Raw genomic sequence first — 22,413 nt, 5'->3', positions numbered from 1 at the left:
GGATAATACGGAGAGACGTATGCTGAATGAGTTCAAGGAGTTTATTGCCCGCGGGAACGTGATGGACCTCGCGGTCGGTGTCATCATCGGCGCCGCCTTCAGCAAGATCGTCACGTCGGTCGTCGAAGACCTCGTGATGCCCATCGTCGGTGCGCTGACCGGTGGTGGTTTCGACTTCTCCAACTACTTCCTACCGCTGTCGGCCAACGTCACGGCGACGTCTCTCGCCGCTGCCCGTCAGCAGGGCGCCGTCTTTGCCTATGGCAACTTCATCACCGTGCTCATCAACTTCCTGATCCTCGCCTGGATCATCTTCCTGATGATCAAGGCCGTGAACCGCATGCGCGCGTCGATCGAGAAGAAGAAGGACGAGGCACCGGCCGCGCCACCGCCGGAAGATATCCTTCTGCTCTCCGAAATCCGCGACCTGTTGAAACAGCGCGCCTGAGGCTTCACGCGGCTCCGTTCTCGCGGGGCCGCGAAACATCACAGAAATCGATAAACCGGTCAGATAAAGTCGCGTGATCGCGGTGGCGAAAGCGGCTAGAAGCGATGGGCAGTCTGGAGCGGTCCACTTCCGCTCTAATCCATTGGAATCTTTCACGATGCTCCCGGGCGATCCGGCGCGGGACCGTCGTGCCTCCGGAGCCCGCCGATGACCATCCTCAGCACCATCAGCCCCCGCGCACTTGCGGCGCCCGAAAGCGGCATCGTCGAGGTGGTGAACTATGCCCGCGGACGCGACGGCCTGATTCCGCTCTGGGTCGGCGAAGGCGACCTGCCGACGCCGGCCTTCATCAGCGATGCGGCGCGCGAGGCGCTTTCGGCCGGCGAGACCTTCTACACCTGGCAGCGCGGCATCCCGCCGCTGCGCGAGGCGCTGTCGCGCTACTATCAGCGGCGTTTCCAGAAAGCCCTTTCGCCCGAAAATTTCTACGTCGTTGGCTCCGGCATGCAGGCAATCAAGCTCTCGATCGAGGCGATCGCTTCGCCGGGAGACGAGATGGTGCTGCTGACGCCGGCCTGGCCGAACTTTGCCGCTGCCGCTGACCTCTCTGGCGTCCGTCCGGTCTCCGTCGAACTGCGCTTTGAACACGGCAAATGGCAGCTCGATCTCGATCGACTGGAAGCGGCGATCGGCCCGAAGACCAAGGCACTGTTCATCAACACGCCGTCGAACCCGACGGGCTGGACCGCAACCAAGGAAGAACTGGCCGCGATCCTGGCGCTGGCGCGCAAGCATGGCCTCTGGATCATCGCTGACGAGATCTACGCGCTCTATTACTATGCCGGCGCCCGCGCACCGTCCTTCCTCGATGTCATGGAAGAGGGCGACCGTATCCTTTTCGTCAACTCCTTCTCGAAGAACTGGTCGATGACCGGGTGGCGGGTGGGCTGGATCGTTGCTCCGCCGGAGATGGGGCAGGTGTTGGAGAACCTGGTGCAATATTCGACGTCAGGCGTCGCCCAGTTCATGCAGCGCGGTGCCGTCGTGGCGCTCGACGAGGGCGATGCCTTCCTGGACGCGAATGTCGCAAAGGCGACCAGCAACCGTGACGTCTTCTGCGACGCGCTGATTGCTACCAACCGGGTGGAAACGCTGAAGCCGGATGGAGCGCTCTATGCGTTCCTGAAAATCGACGGCGTCACGGATTCGCGCGCGGCCGCGATCGACATCGTCGACAAGACGGGCGTCGGCCTGGCGCCCGGTACTGCCTTCGGTGACGGCGGTTCGCTTTTCATGCGCGCCTGTTTCCTGCGTGATCCGGCCCAGGTGAAGGAAGCCGCGGATCGCTTGCAGCGCTATATCCTTGGGCGCTGACGCCGGGATCGGGTGATCGAGGAGGCGACTACTCGTCGTCGGTCTCGCCCAGAACCTTCTGCTCGTGGGCAATTGCGTGGCCAATCAGCCGCGCCCAGATGTCCTCGTAGAAGTCAGGGTCGAGGTTGAAGTTCGCGGCGTTCTTGCGGGCGTTCTCACGCACTTCCATCACCCGCGCCGGAATATCGGCCTTCAGCTTCAGCGGCCGTTTGATCTCGGCCGCCCGGTCGATATAGCCCCAGCGTTCGGCAAACAGCGTCATCAGCGCCTGGTCGAGCCGGTCGATTTCGGCACGCACATCGGCCATGGTGGTGCATTGCGCGGGGGTCTTTTGCATCTGTCTCGTCCGATTGCCTGGTGCATGGCCGTCACGGCCAAGCGCAGTCCAGGTGTTCGAGCGTCCCTCGGCTCTCAGCAAGCGGAGCGCTCTTGCGGCGCACTGCTAACAAACGATGAGCTCAATGAGAAGGGGCAACAGGGTCGCAGCAGGCGACCGGTGACGGTGGTCACCTCAGCAGGCGATCGCTGGGCAGGGGAGGAGGGTGCGGTCCTGTCTCCGTCTGCGGCGATCGCCTGCTGACGTGTTGAGGGAAGTTAGCCGGCCAAGCTTGAGCGAGGCTTTTTAGAGCGGGATGAGGAAAAGTGTATGCGGTTTTCCGCCCGCATCTCGCTCGAACTTATGAGAATCGATCACGTTCCGATCATCAGCTTGATCGCGAGGCCGACGATCGTCACGGCTGCCACCCCGGCGCACCACAGGCCGACGAACCAGAGAAGCTTGCGGCCAGTTCCGGTTTCATCAGTCAATGGTAGCCCTCCTCCGGATCGACCTTGCCGCGGAACACCCAATAGGAATAGCCGGTATAGGCGAGGATGATCGGCACCAGCACCAGCGCGCCGGCGAGCAGGAAGGACAGGCTCTCCTCAGGCGCCGCCGCATCCCAGATGGTCAGCGATGGCGGCACCATATAGGGATAGAAGCTGATGCCGATGCCGGCATAGCCGAGCACGAACAGGCCGAGCGCCGCAAGAAACGGCCGACTGTCGTGCCGGTTGCGAATGCCTGTGATCAGCGCATAGAGGCAACCGAGAACGAGGGCCGGCACGATGACGCTGAAGATCGCCGTCGGAAAGCCGAACCAGCGTTCCAGATATTGCGGTTCCAGGAACGGCGTCCACAGGCTGACGATGCCCATGGCGGCGACGGTGCCGAACGAGCACTTGAGCGCCAGGTTGCGAGCGCGGTCGGCGAGGTCGCCATGGGTCTTCATGACCAGCCAGGTGGAGCCGAGCAGGGCATAACCGACGACAACAGCGATGCCGGTCATGATCGAGAACGGCGTCAGCCAGTCCCACCAGCCGCCGACATAGGCGCGATTCTCGACGGGGATGCCCTGGACGAGCGCGCCGAGCGTGATGCCTTGCGCGAAGGCGGCGAGCATCGAACCGCCCGAGAAAGCCCAGTTCCAGAGATATTCGGCGCGCCTGGTGCGCCAGCGATATTCGAAGGCGACGCCGCGGAAGATGAGGCCGATGACCATGGCGATAACAGGGGCGTAGAGCGCCGGCAGGATCGTCGCATAGGCGAGCGGAAACACCGCCATCAGGCCGCCGCCGCCGAGCACCAGCCAGGTTTCGTTGCCGTCCCAGACCGGCGCGACGGAATTCATCATCACGTCGCGGTCGTGTTTCTCCGGGAAGAACGGGAAGAGGATGCCGACGCCGAGGTCGAAGCCGTCGAGAATGACATAGGCGAGCACCGCAAAGGCGATGATGGCGGCCCAGATGAACGGCAGATCAAACTCCATGATGACCTCCATGGGTGCTGGCATGCGTGCTGTGGATGGCGGGGCCGGGCATGATGCCGGAACTTCGCAGCGGCCCCTCGTCGAGATCCGGCATCGGATCGCGCGGCAATCGCGCCATCAGCCTCAGGATGTAGAAGGTACCGGCGCCGAAGACGAAGAAGTAGACGATGATGAAGGCGATCAGCGAGGCGGCGACGGCAGGGGCCGCGATCGGCGCCACCGAGTTCGCCGTCAGCAGGTGGCCGTAGACCGTATAGGGCTGGCGGCCGACTTCGGTGGTGACCCAGCCGGCGAGCACGGCGACGAAGCCCGCCGGCCCCATCACGACCGCGGCGCGGTGCAGCCAGACATTGCTGTCGAGCGTGCCGCGGTAACGACACCAGAGCGACCAGAGACCGATGCTGAGCATGGCGAACCCAAGGCCAACCATCACCCGGAACGACCAGAACACGATGCCGACCGGCGGATGCAGCTCCTCCGGGATCGTATCGAGACCGGCGAGCGGCGCGTTGAGGTCGTGCTTCAGGATCAGGCTGGAGAGCTTTGGAACCTCGATCGCATAGTCGACGCGCTTTTCGGGCGAGTTCGGGATGCCGAAGAGGATGAGCGGCGCTCCGTCCGGATGGCTCTGGTAGTGGCCCTCCATCGCCATCACCTTCGCCGGCTGGTGCTCCAGCGTGTTGAGGCCGTGCATGTCGCCGGCAAAGATCTGGATGGGCGCGACGATCGCCGCCATCCACATCGCCATCGAGAACATTTTTCGCGCGCGGCGCGGCGCCGTCTTGCGGATGAGGTGCCAGGCGCCGCAGGCGCCGACGACGAAGGCGGTCGTGAGGTAGGCGGCAAGCACCATATGGGTGAGGCGATAGGGGAAGGACGGGTTGAAGACGATCGCCCACCAGTCGACCGGGACGAACTGGCCCGCCTCGTTCATGGCGAAACCGGCCGGCGTCTGCATCCAGGAGTTCGCCGAGAGGATCCAGGTGGCGGAGATCAGCGTGCCGATGGCGACCATGACAGTGGCCAAGAAATGCAGTTTTGGCCCGACGCGGTTGAGCCCGAAGAGCATGACGCCGAGGAAGCCAGCTTCGAGGAAGAAGGCGGTCAGCACCTCGTATCCCATCAGCGGCCCGATGATCGGTCCGGCCTTGTCGGAAAAGACGCTCCAGTTGGTGCCGAACTGGTAGGACATGACGATGCCGGAGACGACGCCCATGCCGAAGGCGACCGCGAAGATCGTTTTCCAGAAGTGGAAGAGTTCGAGGTAGACCTCGTCCTTCTTTAGGAGCCACAACCCTTCCAGTACCGCGAGGTAGCTCGCAAGCCCGATGGAAAAAGCAGGGAAGATGATGTGGAAGGAGACGGTGAAGGCAAACTGGAAGCGAGCGAGCAGGGTCGCATCGAAACTCTCAAACACGGGCGCAATCCTTTCAGACATACGGCAACGCGCGTCATTCGGAACGCGAAGTCGTAGCGCTTTGGCTGCTGCATAATCGTCCTTCGATCGGGGTCCGGTCTGAGGACGTTTCTTGGCCTTTGACCGAGGCAAATCCTTGGGTTGCTCCGGCTTTTCAGCATGTGGTGGAATCTGAGCCAAATTTGCCAAACGTCAATGACAGCGCGTCCGCCACGTTGTCACACTGCGGCAATGTTGCGCTGCGGCATATGGGAGCGGAGCTTCGCAAAGGGCAAAGGCGAAGCGTTCGGCCGATTATTCGATCGGCCGACAGCGAAGTTCAGCGCATCGGGAGATAGGCTTCGGCAAGTTCAGTCCAGAAGGCGGCGCCGATCGGCAGCAGGTCGTCGTTGAAGTTGTAGCCGGGGTGATGCAGCGGCTTGTCGTCGTCGCTGACCTTCGAGCCGAGGAAGAAATAGGTCCCCGGCTTTTCCTTGAGCATATAGGCGAAATCCTCGCTGCCCATGAAGGGACGGGCGAGATCGACGACCTTGTCGGCACCGGCAAAGCGGACTGCGAGATCGCGCACGAAGTCGGTCTCGGCTTTGTGGTTGATCGTCGCATCGTAGCTGCGCTGGTAGTCGACCGTCGCGCGCATGCCGAAACTCGTGGCCTGTGCTTCGGCGATCATGCGGATACGCCGTTCGAGCTCGTCGCGGACAGCGGGCTCGAAGGAGCGGATGCCGACGACGATTTCGGCGCGCTCCGGAATGATGTTGCTGGCCGAGCCTGCATAGAAGGCGCCGACGGTGACGACGGTCGGGTCCATCGGGTGGATGTTGCGCGAGACGATCGACTGCAGCGCCATGATGATCGAGGCGCCGCAGACGATCGGGTCTGCTGTTTCCTGCGGTTCCGCGCCATGCCCGCCGCGGCCGTGCACGGTGATGCGCGCCTCGTCGACGGCGGCCATGATCGGGCCTTCCCGGAGGGCAAACTGGCCGAAGGGCAGGCCCGGTTCGTTGTGAAGTGCGAACACAGCGTCGCAGGGGAACTTCTGAAACAGGCCCTCGTCCATCATGATCTTGGCGCCGCCGAAGTTCTCCTCGGCCGGCTGGAAGATCAGGTGGATGGTGCCGTCGAAATTGCGCCGTTCCGCAAGCGCCCGCGCCGCGCCGAGCAGCATTGTCGTGTGGCCGTCGTGGCCACAGGCATGCATCAGGCCTGCGGTCTTGCTGGCATAGTCGAGGCCGGTTTCTTCCAGGATCGGCAGCGCATCGATATCGGCGCGAATGCCGATCGAGCGGGTGCCGGATCCATTCCGGAGCGTGCCGACCACGCCGGTTTGGGCGAGGCCCGTCGTCACCTCGTAGCCGAGACTTTCGAGATGTTGGGCGATGAAGGCGGACGTGCGCTTCTCCTCCAATCCAAGTTCCGGATGGGCATGCAGATCGTGGCGGATGGCGACGAGTTCCGGCATGGCGTTGGTGATCGAGGAGGAGAGCTTCATGTCAGGCACCGCGGGTTGGGATGCGATTTTCGAAGGTGCGGAAGGCCACCACCAGAATGCCGGTGAGGCACATGTAGATGAGCGCCAGCAGGAGCAGCGGCTCGTAGGTGAGGAAGGTTTCCTGCCTGACCTTGGAGATCACTGCATAGACGTCGACCACCGTTACCGTGGCGACGAGCGGCGTCGATTTCAGCTGCAGCACCGTTTCGCCGTTCAGCGTCGGCAGCGCCCGGTGGATGGCGCGCGGTAGCCAGATGCGGCGAAACATCGTCCAGCGGCTCATGCCATAGGCCTTCGCCGCCTCCAGTTCACCCGGCGGCACGCCCGCGAAAGCGCCGCGCATGACTTCGCCCTCATAGGCGGCAAACGAGATGGTGAGTGCCGCCACGCCATAGGGCCAGGCCTCGCGCAGATAGGGCCAGAGGAAGGACTGGCGGATCGCCGGAAACTGCGGAAACAGCGAGCCGAGCCCGTAATAGAGCAGCCAGAGCTGCAGGAGCAGCGGCGTGCCGCGAATGACGGTGCAGAAGACCTTGGCCGGCAATTTCAGGAACCAGGGCCCAGTCACCTGCACGAGGCCGATCGGCACCGCCAGCAGGAAACCGAGGATCGCGGTGCTGAACAGCATCACGAGGCTGACGAGAATGCCCCAGCCAAGCCGGGGGAGATAACGCGGCAGCCAGTCCCAGCGCATGAAGACGGCGATGGCGACGACGAAGGCGGCGAAGACCAGCATCATCACGATGCGATGCGGTATGAAGAAGCTCCGAGCCGTCGGCAGGTCCTCGGGCGTGAAGGCAACGGCGTGGGTGGTTTCGTTGGTCATCGCTGCACCGCAAAGCCGCGTCGGGCATGGCGTTCGAGCATGCCGATGAAGACGTTGGAGACGAGGGTCAGCGCCAGATAGAGTGCGCCGGCGGCAAGGAAGAACAGCAGGTATGCCTTGGTCGTGCCGGCCGCCTGGCGCGTGACCAGCGTCAGCTCGCTGAAGCCGACGACAGCGAGAAGGGCGGTGTCCTTGGTGGCGATCAGCCAGAGATTGGAAAGACCGGGAATGGCATAGGGCAGCATCGCCGGCAGGGTGATGCGCCGCAAGACCATCGTCGGCGACATGCCATAGGCGCGCGCCGCTTCGATCTGTCCGGCGGGCACCGCCTTGATCGCGCCGCGCAAGACTTCGGTCGAGTAAGCCCCCTGGACGACGCCGATGACGAAGATGCCGGCCATCAGGCCGCTGATGTCGACCGGACCGATCGCAAAGAGCGCCAGCACCTGATTGAGAAGATCGGTGCCGGCGTAATAAAGCAGCAGGATCAGCACCAGTTCCGGCACGGCGCGCACCACCGTGGTGTAGCATTCGAGCAGGTCGCGCAGCACCGGGCCGCCATAGAGCTTGCCGAAGGCGCCGCCGACGCCGAGTGCCAGGCCGAGCGTGAAGCCGCCGACGGCGATCTGGATGGAATTGAAAAAGCCTTGCAGCAACACGCCGCCCCAGCCGGGCGCCGAGAGTGAGAGCAGGCCCCAATTGATGAGGGAATCCGCAGCCATACATCGAGCTCCGATGACGCCGGCCGGCGGTCGCTACACCGTTGCGTGTCCTTCAGACACGCATCGGTGTAGGAGGTCAATCGCCGGCCGATCGCGCCTTACTTGCCGTAGATGTCGAAGTCGAAATACTTCTTCGAGAACGTGTCGTAGGTGCCGTTGTCACGGATCGCCTGGATCGCGGCGTTGACCTTGTCCTTGAGCTCGGTTTCGCCCTTGCGCAGGCCGACGCCCACACCCGGGCCGATCACGGCAACGTCTTCGGCGACGTCGCCCTTGTAGTCGCAGCATTCCTTGCCCTGGTCGGTCGCAAGGAAAGCCTTCAGCGCGATGGCGTCCGCCTGGACGGCATCGAGGCGGCCGGCGGCGAGGTCGTTGTTGGCTTCGTCCTGCGTCTGGTATTCCTTGACCTCAACGCCTGCCGGCGCGAAGTGTTTGGCGGCATAGGCTTGGTGGACCGTCGAGACCTGGACGCCGAGCGCCTTGCCGTTGAGGCCTTCCGGCGTCGGCTTGATGTCGACGCCCTTGGTGCCGATGATGCCGGTCGGGGTGTTGTAGTATTTGTCCGAGAAATCGATCGTCTTCAGGCGTTCGTCGGTGATCGACATCGAGCTGATGATCATGTCGATCTTCTTCGAGGTCAGCGCCGGGATGATGCCGTCCCAGGCCACCGGCGTTAGCACGCATTCGAGCTTCGCCTCGGCACACATCGCATTCATGAACTCGACTTCCCAGCCTTCCCATTTGCCGCTGGCGTCGGGCGCCGTGAACGGCGGATAGGGCTCGGCGGCGACGCCGACCTTAAGCGCTTCGGCCGAAGCGGCGACGCCTCCACTGACGGCGATTGCCGTCGCAACGGCCAGGACTTTCAATGCCTTCTTCATGCTGTTCCCCTTTTTGGTTGTTTAGCATTCCGGAATTCAGTGAATGGAACTGATGAACTTCTTGAGCCTTTCCGACCGCGGCGAACCAAAGATGGCCTCTGGCGGGCCCTGTTCCTCGATCACGCCGTTGTGCAGGAAGACGATGTGATTGGCGACGTCGCGCGCGAACTTCATCTCGTGGGTAACCAGGATCATCGTGCGCTTCTCGCGCGCGAGATCGCCGATGACCGAAAGCACTTCGCCGACGAGTTCAGGATCGAGCGCCGAGGTCGGCTCGTCGAAGAGCATGACCAGCGGTTGGATGGCGAGCGCCCGCGCGATCGCCGCGCGCTGCTGTTGGCCGCCGGAAAGGAAGGCCGGGTAAGCGTCGCGCTTCTCATAGAGGCCGACGCGCTTGAGCAGCGTTTCGGCGGTGGCGATCGCTTCGGCCTTCGGCTTGCCGAGCACGTGGATCGGCGCCTCGATGACGTTTTCGAGGATGGTCATGTGCTGCCAGAGATTGAAGCTTTGGAAGACCATGCCGAGCTGGCTGCGGATGCGCTGGACTTGGCGGCGGTCCTCCGGCACGAGGCCGCCGCGGCCGTCGGATTTCATCCGGATCTTCTCGCCGTGCACGCTGACGCTGCCGGCGGACGGGAGTTCCAGGAGGTTGATACAGCGCAGGAAGGTGGATTTGCCGGAGCCGCTGCCGCCGATGATGGCGATCACATCGCCCTGTTTCGCCGTCAGCGAAACACCTTTCAGCACTTCCAATGGCCCGAAACGCTTGTGCAGGTCAGTGACCGCGATTGCCTGGGCCGCATCCGTCATCGGCACGCCGCTCCAACGGCTCCGCGCGCTTTTTCTGTCAGCATGAGAACAGTTCCCCTGTCGTTTTTCCGCGCGGCATCTTTGGCCTGTCACGGTTTTGTTGATTGGCATGGTTGCACTTGTGCCGCTATTATTCAAGCGTATAATAATACGCATCGTCGATTTTTCGACGCCCGCCCCCAGCCTTGATTTCCCGAAGGAGCCGCCCATGTCCCCGTTCCGGCCGAAGCCATCGTCGACCGTTCCAGGGCACTTGTTCCAGCGGGTCGCCGCATGAACAGGCGCAGCTTTCACCGCGCTCCGGAAGGCGAGCGCCGCCAGGAACTGATCGAAGCGACGCTCGATTGCATCTCCGAATTTGGGCTCAAGGGCGCGACGGTGCGGCAGATCGCGATCCGCGCAGGCGTGACCGCCGGGCTCGTGCGTCACTATTTCGAATCGAAGGATCAGATGGTTGCCGAGGCCTATCGCGCCGTCATCGCATCCTTGACGGACAAGGCGAGCCAGGTGGAGGGCGATCCGGAGACCCGCCTCAGGGAGTTCATCGCGATCAACCTCACCGAACCGGTGGCCGACAGCCGGAGCATCTCGCTGTGGGCCGCCTTCATCAGCCAGGTGCGTGTCGATCCGGCGCTCGCCGAGATCCATCGCGAAGGCTACCTCGCCTTCCGCAACACACTGCAGGAACTGCTCGCCGACTTTCTTGCGGCGAAGGGTAAACCGGCGGACGCAGAAACCTGCCGGGCGTTCGCCATTGCCATCAACGGGCTGGTCGACGGTCTTTGGGTAGAGGGGTGCCTGGCGGGCGACCTCTTTCGCGAGGGCGAACTGATCGCCATCGCCATGTCCTCGGCCGAGGCACTGCTCGGCACATCGATCGGAACTGCAAAACAATGACAACGGGAGAAAACACCATGCGCTACGCGTCCATCACCGAACGTCTTGCCGATCTTGGTTCGGGCAAATGGTCGCTGCATATTCGCGCCCGCCAACTGAAGGCGAGTGGCGCCGACATCATCGAACTGACCATCGGCGAACCGGACCTTCCGCCGGACCGCGCCCTTCTCGATGAATGCCAGCGCGCGATGAATGCCGGGCGCTACCGCTACTCCAACGGCCGCGGCGAGCCGCCGGTCGTGGCTGCGCTCGCGGAAAAATATCGCCGGCGCCGCGCCGACGTCACCGCGGCAAACGTCCTGTGCTTCCCCGGCACCCAGACGGCGCTCTTCTCCGTGATGCTGGCCCTGGTCGAAACCGGCGACGCGGTGCTCGTCGGCGACCCGCTCTATGCGACCTACGAGGGCGTGATCCGCTCCACCGGCGCCCATCCGGTGCTGGTGCCGCTGAAGCCGGAATTCGGTTTCCACATGCAGGCCGAAGATCTCGAAAAGGCGATCACACCGGAGAGCCGGGTGCTGCTGCTCAACACGCCGCACAATCCGACCGGGGCAGTGCTGACCGCGGCCGAGATCGCCGCGATCGGCGAGGTCGCGCGCCGTCACGATCTCTGGATCGTCTGCGACGAGGTCTACGAGGAACTTGTCTTCGACGCCGTCTTCGCCTCACCCTTCGACAATCCGGATCTCGCCGAACGCACCGTCGTCGTCTCGTCGATCTCCAAGTCCCACGCCGCACCTGGGTTCCGCAGCGGTTGGGCAGTCGGCCCGGTCGAGTTTGCCAACCGGCTGCTGCCGGTTTCGGAAACGATGCTCTTCGGCACCCAGCCTTTCATCGCCGACATGACCGCCTATGCCCTGACCCATGACATCGATACCGCGCGGCGGATGCGCGAGTCCTATCAGTCCCGTGCAGCACAGATCGTAGCCGGTCTTGCCGAGGCACCCGGCATCGAGGTGTTCGCGCCGGAAGCCGGCATGTTCATTGTGATCGACGTTTCCGGAACCGGGCTTGACGGCGACGCGTTTGCCTGGGCGCTGCTCGAAGAGGAGGGGGTTGCCGTCATGCCTGGATCATCCTTTGGCGATCAGGCGCAGAACTATCTGCGCGTCAGCCTGACCGTGCCTGATCGGGACATCGACGAGGCCTGCCGTCGCATCGCTGCGCTCGCCGAGCGGTCCAGCCTGCGTAAGGAGCGCTGCGCATGACGACGGAAAAAACAGTTGGAGAAGTGCTCGTCGATCTGCTCGAGGCCAATGGCGTCGAGGTGGTTTTCGGCATTCCCGGGGTGCACACGGTCGAGCTTTATCGCGGGCTGGCGGCATCGAAGATCCGCCATGTGACCCCGCGCCATGAACAGGGTGCGGGCTTCATGGCCGATGGTTATGCCCGGGTCAGCGGCAAGCCGGGTGTCGCCCTCGTCATCACCGGTCCGGGGCTTACAAACACCATCACGGCGATGGCGCAGGCCCGGCAGGATTCCATCCCGATGCTGGTGATATCCGGTGTCAATCGCCGCGATTCGCTCGGCCATGGTCGCGGGCTGCTGCATGAGCTTCCGGATCAGCACGGCATGATGAAAACGCTGGCGCTCTATTCGCATACGCTGCTCAATCCGGAAGACCTGCCTTTCGTCGTCGACCGCGCCTTTTCGGTGCTCGTCTCCGGCCGGCCGGGGCCGGTGCACATCGAGATCCCGACCGACGTGATGGCGGCGAAGATCGCGCCGCAGGCGGTGCGCCCGGCGACGGCGACGCGCCCGCGCTCCGACAGCGAGACGCTGCAGCGTGCAGCGATCCTCTGCGCCGACGCCTCGCGGCCAGTCATCATCTGCGGCGGCGGCGCGTTGACGGCGGAAGCCGAAGTGACGGCGCTTGCCGAGAAGATCGGCGCGCCTGTCGTCACCACGGTCAACGCCCGCGGCATGCTCGCCGGCAACCCCTTGCGCGTTCCCGCGAGCCCCAGCCTGAAGGCGGTGCGGTCGCTCCTCAAGGAAGCGGACCTTGTCCTGGCGCTCGGCACCGAAATGGGTCAGACGGACTACGACATGTATGCCGATGGCGGATTCCCGGCCTTGCGCAATCTCATCCGCACCGACATTGACTCAGCACAACTCGCGCGCGGGCCGCATGCAGCCCTTTCCATTCTCTCCGGTGCCAAGGCGGCCACGGCGGGCATCCTCGCCTTCCTGCCCGGCCACACCGCGAAGGATGGCGTCGGACGCGCCGAAACCGCGAGACGGGCAGCGCTGAAGGAGCTGACACCGAAGATCCGGGCCGAAATCGGCATCATCGACGCGGTCTACAGGACGTTGCCGGACTGCACCGTTGTCGGTGACTCGACCCAGGCCGTCTATGCCGGCAACCTCTATTGCGATGCGCCGCGCCAGCGCAGCTGGTTCAATTCCGCGACCGGCTACGGCTCGCTCGGCTACGCCCCGCCGGCGGCCGTGGGCGCTGCGGTTGCCGATCCGTCGCGTCCGGTCGTGTGCCTTGTCGGCGACGGCGGCTTCCAGTTCTCGTTGGCCGAGATCGGGTCCGCGGTGGATGCGGAGGCGAAAGTGATCTTCCTCGTCTGGAACAATGACGGCTACCAGGAGATCGAGTCCTACATGGTCGACGCCGGCGTTACCCCCGAAGGGGTCAAGCCCTCGGCGCCGGACTTCCTGATGGCGGCCAAGGCCTATGGAGTTGAGGGGCAGCGGCTCACCTCGATAGCCGATCTGGCACAAGCGCTTGCCGCAGCAGCAGAGCGCAAGGGACCGTCGCTCATCGAGATCCATGAGCGGCGAACGGCGGGTCTCTCGGCCTGACCGCGCCTCAGCCGCGCAACGGGCCGGATTTGACTTTTCCGGCCCGCAATGGTGTTAAGGGCGCCCATGCTCGAATCCGGCCACGTTCTTTCGTTAAGGTCGGAATTCGGGCTGAGTTTCGTCTCGCTGGCGCTGGAGCGCCGCGCGTCTTGTAGGCGCCAAGGAAAGGGACCGCGTCCTCGATGGACCGCTTGGGTGGTGGCAGCAAGAACATGCAGGCCGGCCGGCTTCTCGCCGTGCTGTGGCTGTTCTGTGCCTCCTTCGCAATGCAGGTCATCTCGGTTGGGCAGAGCATTCCGTCCCGCTCGTCCTCCGGCGCCCAGGCCGGCAATGTCACCGATACCGGCTCGACCGATCGCCCTGTGGCCCGGCAGATCTCGCGAGCGACACCGCTTTCGGACCTTCGGTTCACGGCCGAGCGCAAGGACGCGAAGTCCGCGACCGACGATGGTTTACCGGCGCTGCTGCCGGTATCCGCGGAGCTGGAATTTCCCCAATCGTCGGACGGTCGGTTCCTGCGCCGTGTCGCAGAGCAGATCGGCGGGGCTTCGAGCCATGGCCCCCATATTCGCGCACCCCCGCGCGCCTGAACATCAAGCATATTCTGGCTTGCTGCGGCTTGGACCGCTACGCCGCCTTTGATGAAACAAAGTCCTGACGACGCGCCCCGCGCCCGAGCAGGCTCTTCTGGAACCACAACATGCGTACATCGAAATGGGCGATTCTCGTCTATGCCGTCGTGATCATCTTCGGATGTATCGCGGCGCTTCCCAACGTGCTGACGCCAACGCAGCGTGAACAATTCGGCCGCTGGCTGCCGGTCAAGCCGGTGACGCTCGGCCTCGACCTCAAGGGCGGCTCGCACCTCGTTCTCGAAGTCGATGCCGCCGGCCTGCGCAAGGCTCGCCTCGAAACCCTGCTCGACGATACGCGCAGGGCACTGCGCGCCGAGCGCGTTCCGGCTTCGTCGGCCCGCATCGCCGGCGACACCGTGACGGTCAAGATCGAAGATCCGGCCGACCGCGAAAAGGTCCTGCCGAAGCTTAAAGAACTGGCCGCCCCTGTCGGCACGCTCGGTTTCGGTGGCTCGGCTTCCGATATCGATGTGACTGAGGATGGTGATACCATCACGGTCGCGATGACTGAGGCCGGCCTCGCCGACCGCACCACCAAGGCGGTCGAGCAGAGCCTGGAAATCATTCGTCAGCGCGTTGACACCGTTGGCGTCGCCGAGCCGCTGATCCAGCGCGTCGGTTCTGACCGCATCCTCGTGCAGCTTCCGGGTCTCGAAGACCCGACGGCGCTGCGCCAGCTTCTCGGCTCGACGGCCCAGATGAGCTTCCACATGGTCGATCAGACCGTGGATCCCAACCAGCCGCCGCCCCGTGGCGTCGACATTCTGCCCGGCGCGCACGACACCAACAAGTATGCGGTCGAAAGCCGTGTTGCGATTTCGGGCGAGCGGCTGGCCGACGCCAAGGCCGGCTTCGATCAGCGCACCAACGAGCCGATCGTTTCCTTCACATTCGACACACTTGGCGCGCGCCAGTTCGCAGAAATCACCCAGGCCGCTGTCGGCCGGCCCTTCGCGATCGTGCTTGACGGCAAGGTTTTGACGGCACCGGTCATCCGCGAGCCGATCATCGGCGGCAACGGCCAGATCAGCGGCAATTTCACCGCACAGGAAGCAACCGTTCTGTCAGCGCTCCTGCGCTCGGGCGCGCTGCCTGCACCGCTGACCGTCATCGAAGAACGCTCCGTCGGCCCGAACCTCGGCTCAGATTCCATCCGCATGGGCATCTATACCGGCCTTGCCGGCTTTGCCCTCGTCGTGACCCTGATGGTCGTTCTCTATGGCGCCTGGGGCATGATCGCCAATGTCGGCCTGGTGCTGCACACGATCCTGACGATCGCGCTTCTTGCCATGCTCGGTTCGACGCTGACGTTGCCCGGCATCGCCGGTATCATTCTCGGCATCGGCATGGCGGTGGACGCCAACATCCTGATCAACGCCCGTATTCGCGAAGAGACGGAAGGCGGCGCCGGCGCGATGAAGGCGCTCGATATCGGCTTCAACAAGGCCTACGCAACCATCATCGACTCCAACGTCACGACGCTTTCGGGCACCGTGCTGCTGTTCGCCTTCGGCTCCGGCCCGGTGAAGGGCTTCGCCGTCACCATGATGCTCGGCATCATCATCTCGATGTTCACGTCGATCACCGTCGTGCGCCTGATGATGCGTGAGGTCGTCGTTCGCCGCAAAATGAAGAAGCTCGAGATCCCGTCGCTTTTCGGCAAGGTTCCGAAGCTTCCGTCCTTCTCCTTCATGAAGGGCCGCTTCGTTGCCATCGGCATGTCAGCGTTCCTGTCGATCAGCTCGGTGGTGCTGTTCTTCACGCCGGGCCTCAACTACGGCATCGACTTCGTCGGCGGTATTCAGGTCGAAACCACCTCGAAGAACACGCTGGACCTTCCGACGCTGCGCCACAACCTCGAAGCACTCAACATCGGCGAAGTGGCGCTGCAGGAATTCGGCCAGGACAAATCGGTCCTGATCCGCGTCCAGCGCCAGCCGGGCGGCGAGCAGGAGCAGACGGCGGCACTGAACCGCATCAAGGATGCCGTCGTCCAGACGATCCCGGATGCAAGCTTCGAGCGCACAGAAGTCGTCGGTCCGACCGTCAGCACCGAGCTTGCCCGTTCGGGCTTCCTCGCCGTCGGTCTCGCGATGGTGGCGATCCTGCTCTACATCTGGTTCCGCTTCGAATGGCACTTCGCCGTCGGCGCGATCGCAGTTCTATTGCTGGACATCACCAAGACGATCGGCTTCTTCGCGCTCACGGGCATCGACTTCAACCTGACGGCCATCGCCGCGCTGCTGACGATGATCGGCTACTCGGTCAACGACAAGGTCGTGGTTTATGACCGCATGCGTGAGAACCTCCGCAAGTATAAGTCGATGCCGTTCTCCGACCTGATCGACATGAGCATCAACCAGGTGATCGCGCGATGCATCTTCACCTCGATGGCGACGGCCCTGTCGCTGGTGCCGATGGCGATCTGGGGTGGCGACGCCGTCAAGAGCTTCGCCTGGCCGATGATTTTCGGTGTGATCGTTGCGACCACGTCCTCGATCTATATCGGCGGCCCGATCCTGCTCTTCCTGAACCGCTGGTGGAAAGATCGCGAAGCGTCCCGTTCGAGCACCACGCCCCAGGCGGGCACGCCGGCGGCGTGATCCGGCGGTCGCGGGATATAAAACGTGAAGGGGCGGCCCGGCGGGCCGCCCCTTTTTTGTCCGAATGTGCTGTCTTTATCCCCCTCGTGCCTTGCAGACTGATTCTTCGCTACCTAGATAGCAAGGGTCTCCGGTTCCGGGGCGGGAGAACGGATTTTGCGTCCGCTTCCCCTAAGATTTGAAGGGTGAGAATTATTTTTCGCATCTTCATCTTTTTAATTGACGGAATTGGTAGATTATTCTAGTTTGCCAATACGTGACGCGGGGAGTCCGCCTCACGGTTGTTCATCAAACGCACCGGCATGCTGATGCCGGGCCAGCCAAAGGAGAGTGACATGTTCGGAAACGTCTCGACCGCCGCCTTCTTCGGCACGCGTCTCCTTTGTCGCGCAACAGAGAAAAAACGTCTCATTCGCAATCTCTGCCGAATGTGACCGTCGAACCCCTCGAACTTTATCTTTTGCCGAAATTGAAAGTCTCCGCGCCTCCGGCGTGGAAGGAGCGTTATTTGAATGAGCAAGCAAGTTATCGAATTTGGCGGCGAAGCCGTCGGCGTGGTCGTCCCGGATGAAGATCGGTTCAAGTTCCTGGCGGTGAAGTATCACGTCTGGGATCTGGACGCGAAGCGCTTCGGCTCGGCCGAGGAAGCTCGTGCCGCGATCCGCCAGCTGCTGGCCCACCAGGCCGTGTCGGCAAACCGGCGGGCTCACAGCGCAGCCGCATGAAACGAGTGAGAAAAGCCGTTTTCGGCTTTTCTCCCGCATCCGCAGGATACTTCTGAAAATCGTCGTTGCTTCCGCTGCAAGCGTGGCCGCGACTTCGGCCAATTCCCTACTATAATTATATGTTGGCAGTACGTTTCTTGTGCTATGCCAAGATATATTTGCATTTGCGCGGATGATTCCCGTATCGGGAGCCGCAGGGAAAGCGTGCCGGAATGCTGACGAAGAAGGGAAAATACGGTCTGAAGGCTTTGGTCGATCTTGCACGGCTGGAGCCGGGAGAGACCGCCTTCATCACCGAAATCGCACAGCGCAACAATATCCCGAAAAAGTTCCTGGACACGATCCTGCTCGAACTGCGCAACGCCGGCATGCTGCGCTCCAAGAAGGGCCCGGGCGGCGGTTATTCGCTGTCGCGGCCCGCTGCCGAAATTCGCATCGGTCATGTGATCCGTACGCTGGATGGGCCGTTGGCGCCGATCCGCTGTGCCAGCCGCACGGCCTATGAGGTCTGCGAGGACTGCAACGATCCCGAGACCTGTCAGGTGCGGGTATCGATGACCACGGTGCGTGACGCCGTCGCCGCGATCCTCGATTCCATGACGCTCGAAGAATTCGCGGCCGACAAGTCGATGCCGCTCGAAACACTGGACGAAAAGCGGGCCGGCTGACGAAAACGCCGCCGATCGCGCCAGTTTTCCCCCAAAGTCTGCTTCCAAGGCTTGGTTTGCCAAGAAAAAGCGCTTATCTGCCGTCAATGGTCTGGCGGGCAGTGTTGCAGCCTGCCGCTTAAGTCTTCGCAGGATCGGGGTCATCATGGGTTTGAGACAAGCATCGGCGCATGAGCGCACCGCGGTTGCGGCATTGGAGTCGATTGGCCGGACGCTGACGACGGCAATGATCGGCATTAAGGCCCTGGCAGAGCACCTTGGTTCCGACGAAGACTTCGCCCGCAACATTGTCGACGCCGTCGAGTTGATTGGCGAAAGCCAGGGGCGTGTCGTGGTTTCCGGTGTCGGCAAGAGCGGCCATATCGGTCGCAAGATCGCTGCGACCCTGGCCTCGACCGGCACCTCTGCCTATTTCGTGCATCCGACAGAGGCGAGCCATGGCGATCTCGGCATGGTCACTTCCCAGGACGTGCTGATCCTGCTCTCCTGGTCGGGAGAGACGGCCGAACTCGCCAACATGCTCACCTATGCCAAGCGCTTCAACGTGCCGATCGTCTCGATCTGTGCCAACCGCGATAGCGTGCTGGCGCGGAACTCCGAAGTGCCGATCGTACTGCCCAAGGTGCAGGAGGCTTGCCCGCACGGCCTCGCGCCGACGACGTCCGCCATGCTGCAGCTCGCCGTCGGCGACGCGCTGGCGATCGCGCTTCTGGAACGGCGCGGCTTTTCGGCCGAAGACTTCAAGACATTCCACCCCGGTGGCAAGCTTGGTGCGCAGTTGCGGCTGGTCCGCGAGCTGGCGCATGAGGGCGCCCAGATGCCGCTGCTCCAGACGGGACGGCCGATGAGCGAGGCCCTCATCGAAATGTCGTCGAAGGGTTTCGGCGTCGTCGGCATCGTCGATGGCACCGGCAAGCTCGTCGGCGTGATCACCGATGGCGACCTGCGCCGCCATATGTCGGGCGATCTGCTCCTGCAACCCGTCGAGGCAGTGATGTCGCGCAATCCGCGGGTGATCCGCGGTGACGTGCTTGCGAGCGGCGCCATGGAGTTCATGCAGCAGCACAAGGTGACGGTGCTGTTCGTCGTCGACGATGGCGGAGCACCGGTCAGCATCCTGCACATTCACGACCTGCTGCGCGCCGGCGTCGTCTGAGGGCTTGGAACAGGAAGCCGTGCGCCTCGCGAAAGCTGTCTAGCCCTTGACGACGGCGGGCCAGTCGCCCGTCGTGCCCGGCTGCACCGGCCGTTCCAGATAGGTTGAGAGCACCACATAGCTCCGCGTCGCCTTGACGCCCGGTGTGTCGTAGAGGCGCGCCAGCAGCCCCTCGAGCGCGTGTGTGCTTTCGGTGCGGACCTTGAGCAGCATGCAGGTATCGCCCGCGACCGAGTGGATCTCCTCCACCTCGGGGCATTCCTCGATGGCAAGCAGCGCCTGTGTCTTGCCCCAGCCGGTCGTATCGACATGGACGAAGGCGAGCAACGTCTTGCCGACGGCCTCGGGATCGATCAGCGCTGCCACGCGACGGATCGCTCCTGATCGCCTCAAACGTTTCACACGCTCATGCGCCGCCGGCGGCGAAAGTCCGACCCGTTCACCGAGTTCGACATAGCTCGTCGTCGCATCCTCGACCAACACACCTAATAGTTTTCTGTCCATCGCGTCGAGATCGCGCTCCGGCGGACGCTTCCGCCGAACGTCATCTGCATTTTTATCCATTCCGATATTTCCTCTTGCCGCTGAATTTCATTCTGCAAACATGAGACAATGACGAACATCAATCAATCCATTTCCAGCGGTTCAGTCGACAGGGCGCGTATCCCGCCCTTTGCCTACGTGCTCACCATCTGCATCGGCGTCATCGGCTCCAACTCGCTCGCGCTCGGGCCGATCGCGCCGGAAGTGGCGCGAAGCCTTGGCGCCGACGTTCCCTCCGTCATGACGGCCTCTGCCGTCTTTGGTCTGGGCACGGCCGTCAGCGCCGTTTTCCTTGGTCGCTTCATCGATCGCCATGGTCCGCGCCGCATGTTGGCCGCGGCTCTCTTGCTTCTGGCTGCCGGGCTCGGAGGCAGTGCGCTCGCGCCATCGCTTGCGTTCCTGGTTGCCGCCCAACTGGTCGTCGGTCTCGCCGCAGGCATTGCGCTTCCCTCGATCTATACGCTGGCCTCGGTCATTGCGCCGGCCGGGCGCGAGAGCGAGACGATCGGCCTGGTGCTGACCGGCTGGACGCTCAGCATGGTGGCGGGCGTGCCGCTATCGGCGGCGATCGCTGATTTTGCCGGTTGGCGCACGGTCTATGTCATTGTCGCCGCCGCCACGTTGATTGCTTGCTCCGCCGTCAAGTTTGCGCCGGTGCAGGAAGGCGCCACCGGCAAGGCGACATCGCCGCTGGCGGCTTTGAGCGTTCCCGGCGTCGCGCCGCTTTTGATCGCCTGCGCCGCCTTCATGGCCGCCTTCTACGGCGTCTATGCCTATATCGGCGAGCACCTGCATGCAGCACTCGGCCTGCCTGTCACCGCCAATGGTCTCATCGCCGTTTCCTATGGATTCGGTTTCGGCGCCGCCGCTTTTCTTGACCGCCTGATCGATCGCTTCGGCGCGGGGCGGTTGTTGCCGCTGATCTTCCTGGCGGTCGCGGGCGTCTACGTTGCCATGGCGGTGGCGAGCGGCTCCTACGCTGCCATGCTGACCGTCGTCTTCCTTTGGGGCCTTGCCAACCATTTCGGGCTGAATGTGCTGATCATGCGGCTCACGGGTCTCGATCCCGCCAAGCGCGGCGCGATCATGGGGCTGAACAGCGGCGTCACCTATATCGCGCTCTTTGTCGGCACAATCGGGTTCGGTGCAGCCTATGCCCGGGCGGCCTTCTTCGTGCTGCCTTTGGCAGCGGCAGGCCTGATGCTCCTGGCCGCCTCCGCAGTCGCGACGGCGCGGCGCTAGTCTAGCCTAGCAGACCCGCGGTTGCGACAGTTGTCGTCATGCGGAGGAGGCGACCCTCGGCCGCTTTTGCGGCTTGCGGCGCGGCGGCGGGTCCACGAAAGCGCCTGGCTGGTTGAGGCTGTTCTCACTCAGCCGCTTGGCGATCGCCTCGGCGCCGGCATCGCTTCCGGCGCGCGAATAGAGATTTCCGCGTACCTGGATCGAGGCGGCGAGCAAGCGGAACATTGCGTTCGCCAAATCCGGTTCCGGTGCTTGCGGCGCACGCCAGAAATCGTCGAGCGGCTGTTGGTCGGTCAGTCCGGCGATATCGAACACGGCCGTGCCGAGCACCTTTACCGGTCGCCCCTGCTTCAATGCATGCAGACCGGCGGTCGAGTTGACAGTGACCATGCCTGCGCTGGACTCTCCAAGCGTATCGAGGTTGCCGCCATCGAGATAGAAGACGCGCCCGCGAAGGTCGAGCGCTGCCGCTCGTTCTTCGATGATCTTGCGCCACGGGATCAGATCATTGTCGAGCGGATGCACCTTGAAGACCAGGCGTGCATCGCGCGCCGCAAAGGTGGCGAAGGAAGCCAGCGTTTCGGCAATCGCATCCTTCTGGCTATGGAAGGGTGAGTGGGCCCTGAGCTGGAAATCGGTTTCGAGCTGCAGCGGATAGACGAAATAGGGTGCGTGCTGCGAAAGCAGTTTGGCAACGGTCGCCTCGGCTTCCGTGTTGCGCCGTTTTTCGGACAGGAGCCGGCGAACCCAGCCCGCATATTCGGCGAGCGGATGAAAGATCGCGTGGCGCTGATAGTGTGGGAAGAGGAACCAAAGAAAGACGTTCGGCAGATTGTACAGCAGGTCATAGCTCGCATCGGCGAGGAACGTCTGGCTGTAGTGCTTGCGCCAGTCCGGTTCCGGGATGCCCGCTGCCGCCGCAAGGATCTGCGCGGGATCGGACGGAAAATGCGAATTCGAGGACATGCCGTTGCGCTCGAGCGTCAACCAGTCCGGCCGAAGATACCCCATCTCGACGATGGCTACTGCGACACCCTTGCGCCGCGCGACCGTGGTGGCTACCTGGTGGTAGGCGCGTTCCTCGCCGAGCAGCAGCATATCGGTGACGCCATGGCGCGCGATGAAGGTCTCGAGATAGGCTGGCCAATCGGCCGCCGCGCCGCGATAATTGGAAGCGCCCTTGCGTCCCCAGAAGATCTGGTCGCCGACGTTCAGATTGATCCTCAGGCACGTGTGCCCTCGGGCTTCCAGCCGATCGGCGATCTTGCGGAAGATCGACGACGAAGGGCCTTGCAGGAACAGGAACACCCGTCGCCTTGGCTGATCGACCGCCCCGGTCGATGTCATCGAAGCGTTT

At 63.3% G+C, this 22,413-nt stretch carries 21 protein-coding genes; 11 read left to right on the top strand and 10 right to left on the bottom strand.

What is annotated here, in order from left to right; genetic code table 11:
• Positions 1–19: 19 nt before the first annotated feature.
• Entirely contained in the window at positions 20–448 is a 429-nt protein-coding gene (mscL, locus tag V7S54_RS03065) for a large conductance mechanosensitive channel protein MscL (RefSeq protein WP_057248138.1), read from the top strand.
• Between the two features lie 207 nt (positions 449–655).
• The gene (locus tag V7S54_RS03060) at positions 656–1,822 is read left to right on the top strand and encodes a pyridoxal phosphate-dependent aminotransferase (RefSeq protein WP_065372341.1); all 1,167 of its coding nucleotides are present in this window, start codon (positions 656–658) and stop codon (positions 1,820–1,822) included.
• 28 nt (positions 1,823–1,850) lie between these two features.
• Here V7S54_RS03060 and V7S54_RS03055 read toward each other — a convergent pair whose 3' ends face one another.
• From V7S54_RS03055 to V7S54_RS03020, 8 genes are all read right to left on the bottom strand, one after another.
• Positions 1,851–2,159 (bottom strand): chorismate mutase family protein, encoded by a 309-nt coding sequence (locus V7S54_RS03055; RefSeq protein ID WP_065372342.1) that lies wholly within the window; start codon positions 2,157–2,159, stop codon positions 1,851–1,853.
• A 466-nt stretch (positions 2,160–2,625) separates the two neighbouring features.
• Positions 2,626–3,630, bottom strand: a complete 1,005-nt coding sequence (gene cydB / locus V7S54_RS03050; RefSeq protein ID WP_065372343.1) for a cytochrome d ubiquinol oxidase subunit II — start codon at positions 3,628–3,630, stop codon at positions 2,626–2,628.
• Positions 3,620–5,047, bottom strand: a complete 1,428-nt coding sequence (locus V7S54_RS03045) for a cytochrome ubiquinol oxidase subunit I (RefSeq protein WP_141679259.1) — start codon at positions 5,045–5,047, stop codon at positions 3,620–3,622. The genes cydB and V7S54_RS03045 overlap by 11 nt, the downstream gene beginning before the upstream one ends.
• A gap of 319 nt (positions 5,048–5,366) precedes the next feature.
• Entirely contained in the window at positions 5,367–6,536 is a 1,170-nt protein-coding gene (locus V7S54_RS03040) for a M20 aminoacylase family protein (RefSeq protein WP_065372345.1), read from the bottom strand.
• Between the two features lies 1 nt (position 6,537).
• Positions 6,538–7,362 carry an ABC transporter permease gene (locus tag V7S54_RS03035; RefSeq protein ID WP_336408042.1) on the bottom strand — a complete coding sequence of 275 codons (825 nt, stop codon included), beginning with the start codon at positions 7,360–7,362 and terminating at the stop codon, positions 6,538–6,540.
• Entirely contained in the window at positions 7,359–8,084 is a 726-nt protein-coding gene (locus V7S54_RS03030) for an ABC transporter permease (RefSeq protein WP_065372347.1), read from the bottom strand. The genes V7S54_RS03035 and V7S54_RS03030 overlap by 4 nt, the downstream gene beginning before the upstream one ends.
• Before the next feature lie 98 nt (positions 8,085–8,182).
• Positions 8,183–8,965 carry a transporter substrate-binding domain-containing protein gene (locus V7S54_RS03025; protein ID WP_065372348.1) on the bottom strand — a complete coding sequence of 261 codons (783 nt, stop codon included), beginning with the start codon at positions 8,963–8,965 and terminating at the stop codon, positions 8,183–8,185.
• A 36-nt stretch (positions 8,966–9,001) separates the two neighbouring features.
• Positions 9,002–9,775 carry an ABC transporter ATP-binding protein gene (locus tag V7S54_RS03020; protein WP_065372349.1) on the bottom strand — a complete coding sequence of 258 codons (774 nt, stop codon included), beginning with the start codon at positions 9,773–9,775 and terminating at the stop codon, positions 9,002–9,004.
• 273 nt (positions 9,776–10,048) lie between these two features.
• Here V7S54_RS03020 and V7S54_RS03015 point away from each other — a divergent pair, with 273 nt between their 5' ends.
• The 8 genes from V7S54_RS03015 (at position 10,049) to V7S54_RS02980 (ending at position 19,271) form a co-directional block, all read left to right on the top strand.
• Positions 10,049–10,672, top strand: coding sequence for a TetR/AcrR family transcriptional regulator (locus tag V7S54_RS03015; protein ID WP_065372350.1), 624 nt, complete (start codon positions 10,049–10,051; stop codon positions 10,670–10,672).
• Between the two features lie 17 nt (positions 10,673–10,689).
• A complete protein-coding gene (locus V7S54_RS03010) occupies positions 10,690–11,880 on the top strand; it encodes a pyridoxal phosphate-dependent aminotransferase (protein ID WP_065372351.1) in 1,191 nt (396 codons plus the stop codon).
• The gene (locus V7S54_RS03005; RefSeq protein WP_065372352.1) at positions 11,877–13,484 is read left to right on the top strand and encodes a 5-guanidino-2-oxopentanoate decarboxylase; all 1,608 of its coding nucleotides are present in this window, start codon (positions 11,877–11,879) and stop codon (positions 13,482–13,484) included. The genes V7S54_RS03010 and V7S54_RS03005 overlap by 4 nt, the downstream gene beginning before the upstream one ends.
• A 182-nt stretch (positions 13,485–13,666) precedes the next feature.
• Positions 13,667–14,074 carry a hypothetical protein gene (locus V7S54_RS03000; protein ID WP_065372353.1) on the top strand — a complete coding sequence of 136 codons (408 nt, stop codon included), beginning with the start codon at positions 13,667–13,669 and terminating at the stop codon, positions 14,072–14,074.
• A gap of 110 nt (positions 14,075–14,184) precedes the next feature.
• Positions 14,185–16,722, top strand: a complete 2,538-nt coding sequence (gene secD, locus V7S54_RS02995) for a protein translocase subunit SecD (RefSeq protein ID WP_065372354.1) — start codon at positions 14,185–14,187, stop codon at positions 16,720–16,722.
• 512 nt (positions 16,723–17,234) lie between these two features.
• The gene (locus tag V7S54_RS02990) at positions 17,235–17,447 is read left to right on the top strand and encodes a hypothetical protein (protein ID WP_065372355.1); all 213 of its coding nucleotides are present in this window, start codon (positions 17,235–17,237) and stop codon (positions 17,445–17,447) included.
• A 212-nt stretch (positions 17,448–17,659) separates the two neighbouring features.
• The gene (locus tag V7S54_RS02985) at positions 17,660–18,115 is read left to right on the top strand and encodes an RrF2 family transcriptional regulator (RefSeq protein WP_065372356.1); all 456 of its coding nucleotides are present in this window, start codon (positions 17,660–17,662) and stop codon (positions 18,113–18,115) included.
• 145 nt (positions 18,116–18,260) lie between these two features.
• A complete protein-coding gene (locus V7S54_RS02980) occupies positions 18,261–19,271 on the top strand; it encodes a KpsF/GutQ family sugar-phosphate isomerase (protein WP_065372357.1) in 1,011 nt (336 codons plus the stop codon).
• A gap of 39 nt (positions 19,272–19,310) precedes the next feature.
• Here V7S54_RS02980 and V7S54_RS02975 read toward each other — a convergent pair whose 3' ends face one another.
• Positions 19,311–19,835 (bottom strand): Lrp/AsnC family transcriptional regulator, encoded by a 525-nt coding sequence (locus tag V7S54_RS02975; protein WP_065372358.1) that lies wholly within the window; start codon positions 19,833–19,835, stop codon positions 19,311–19,313.
• A 48-nt stretch (positions 19,836–19,883) separates the two neighbouring features.
• On the opposite strand from V7S54_RS02975, the gene V7S54_RS02970 reads away from it, so the two are divergent.
• Positions 19,884–21,056 carry an MFS transporter gene (locus tag V7S54_RS02970; RefSeq protein ID WP_065372359.1) on the top strand — a complete coding sequence of 391 codons (1,173 nt, stop codon included), beginning with the start codon at positions 19,884–19,886 and terminating at the stop codon, positions 21,054–21,056.
• A 36-nt stretch (positions 21,057–21,092) separates the two neighbouring features.
• Here V7S54_RS02970 and V7S54_RS02965 read toward each other — a convergent pair whose 3' ends face one another.
• Entirely contained in the window at positions 21,093–22,403 is a 1,311-nt protein-coding gene (locus V7S54_RS02965; RefSeq protein ID WP_065372360.1) for a capsule biosynthesis protein, read from the bottom strand.
• Positions 22,404–22,413 lie beyond the last annotated feature (10 nt).

Source organism: Ensifer sp. CCNWLY38 (genome assembly GCF_037120565.1).
In the GTDB taxonomy this organism is placed as follows: domain Bacteria; phylum Pseudomonadota; class Alphaproteobacteria; order Rhizobiales; family Rhizobiaceae; genus Ensifer; species Ensifer adhaerens_H.
Note: the sequence above shows the minus strand (reverse complement) of the source record. Positions and strands in the feature narration are given on the sequence as shown.

Bases quoted from the DNA above. Each gene is read 5' to 3' on its own strand.
- mscL (WP_057248138.1), top strand. From the start codon at position 20: ATGCTGAATGAGTTCAAGGAGTTTATTGCCCGCGGGAACGTGATGGAC.
- V7S54_RS03060 (WP_065372341.1), top strand. From the start codon at position 656: ATGACCATCCTCAGCACCATCAGCCCCCGCGCACTTGCGGCGCCCGAA.
- V7S54_RS03055 (WP_065372342.1), bottom strand. From the start codon at position 2,159: ATGCAAAAGACCCCCGCGCAATGCACCACCATGGCCGATGTGCGTGCC.
- cydB (WP_065372343.1), bottom strand. From the start codon at position 3,630: ATGGAGTTTGATCTGCCGTTCATCTGGGCCGCCATCATCGCCTTTGCG.
- V7S54_RS03040 (WP_065372345.1), bottom strand. From the start codon at position 6,536: ATGAAGCTCTCCTCCTCGATCACCAACGCCATGCCGGAACTCGTCGCC.
- V7S54_RS03035 (WP_336408042.1), bottom strand. From the start codon at position 7,362: ATGACCAACGAAACCACCCACGCCGTTGCCTTCACGCCCGAGGACCTG.
- V7S54_RS03030 (WP_065372347.1), bottom strand. From the start codon at position 8,084: ATGGCTGCGGATTCCCTCATCAATTGGGGCCTGCTCTCACTCTCGGCG.
- V7S54_RS03025 (WP_065372348.1), bottom strand. From the start codon at position 8,965: ATGAAGAAGGCATTGAAAGTCCTGGCCGTTGCGACGGCAATCGCCGTC.
- V7S54_RS03020 (WP_065372349.1), bottom strand. From the start codon at position 9,775: ATGACGGATGCGGCCCAGGCAATCGCGGTCACTGACCTGCACAAGCGT.
- V7S54_RS03015 (WP_065372350.1), top strand. From the start codon at position 10,049: ATGAACAGGCGCAGCTTTCACCGCGCTCCGGAAGGCGAGCGCCGCCAG.
- V7S54_RS03010 (WP_065372351.1), top strand. From the start codon at position 10,690: ATGCGCTACGCGTCCATCACCGAACGTCTTGCCGATCTTGGTTCGGGC.
- V7S54_RS03005 (WP_065372352.1), top strand. From the start codon at position 11,877: ATGACGACGGAAAAAACAGTTGGAGAAGTGCTCGTCGATCTGCTCGAG.
- V7S54_RS03000 (WP_065372353.1), top strand. From the start codon at position 13,667: ATGGACCGCTTGGGTGGTGGCAGCAAGAACATGCAGGCCGGCCGGCTT.
- secD (WP_065372354.1), top strand. From the start codon at position 14,185: ATGCGTACATCGAAATGGGCGATTCTCGTCTATGCCGTCGTGATCATC.
- V7S54_RS02990 (WP_065372355.1), top strand. From the start codon at position 17,235: ATGAGCAAGCAAGTTATCGAATTTGGCGGCGAAGCCGTCGGCGTGGTC.
- V7S54_RS02985 (WP_065372356.1), top strand. From the start codon at position 17,660: ATGCTGACGAAGAAGGGAAAATACGGTCTGAAGGCTTTGGTCGATCTT.
- V7S54_RS02980 (WP_065372357.1), top strand. From the start codon at position 18,261: ATGGGTTTGAGACAAGCATCGGCGCATGAGCGCACCGCGGTTGCGGCA.
- V7S54_RS02975 (WP_065372358.1), bottom strand. From the start codon at position 19,835: ATGGATAAAAATGCAGATGACGTTCGGCGGAAGCGTCCGCCGGAGCGC.
- V7S54_RS02970 (WP_065372359.1), top strand. From the start codon at position 19,884: ATGACGAACATCAATCAATCCATTTCCAGCGGTTCAGTCGACAGGGCG.
- V7S54_RS02965 (WP_065372360.1), bottom strand. From the start codon at position 22,403: ATGACATCGACCGGGGCGGTCGATCAGCCAAGGCGACGGGTGTTCCTG.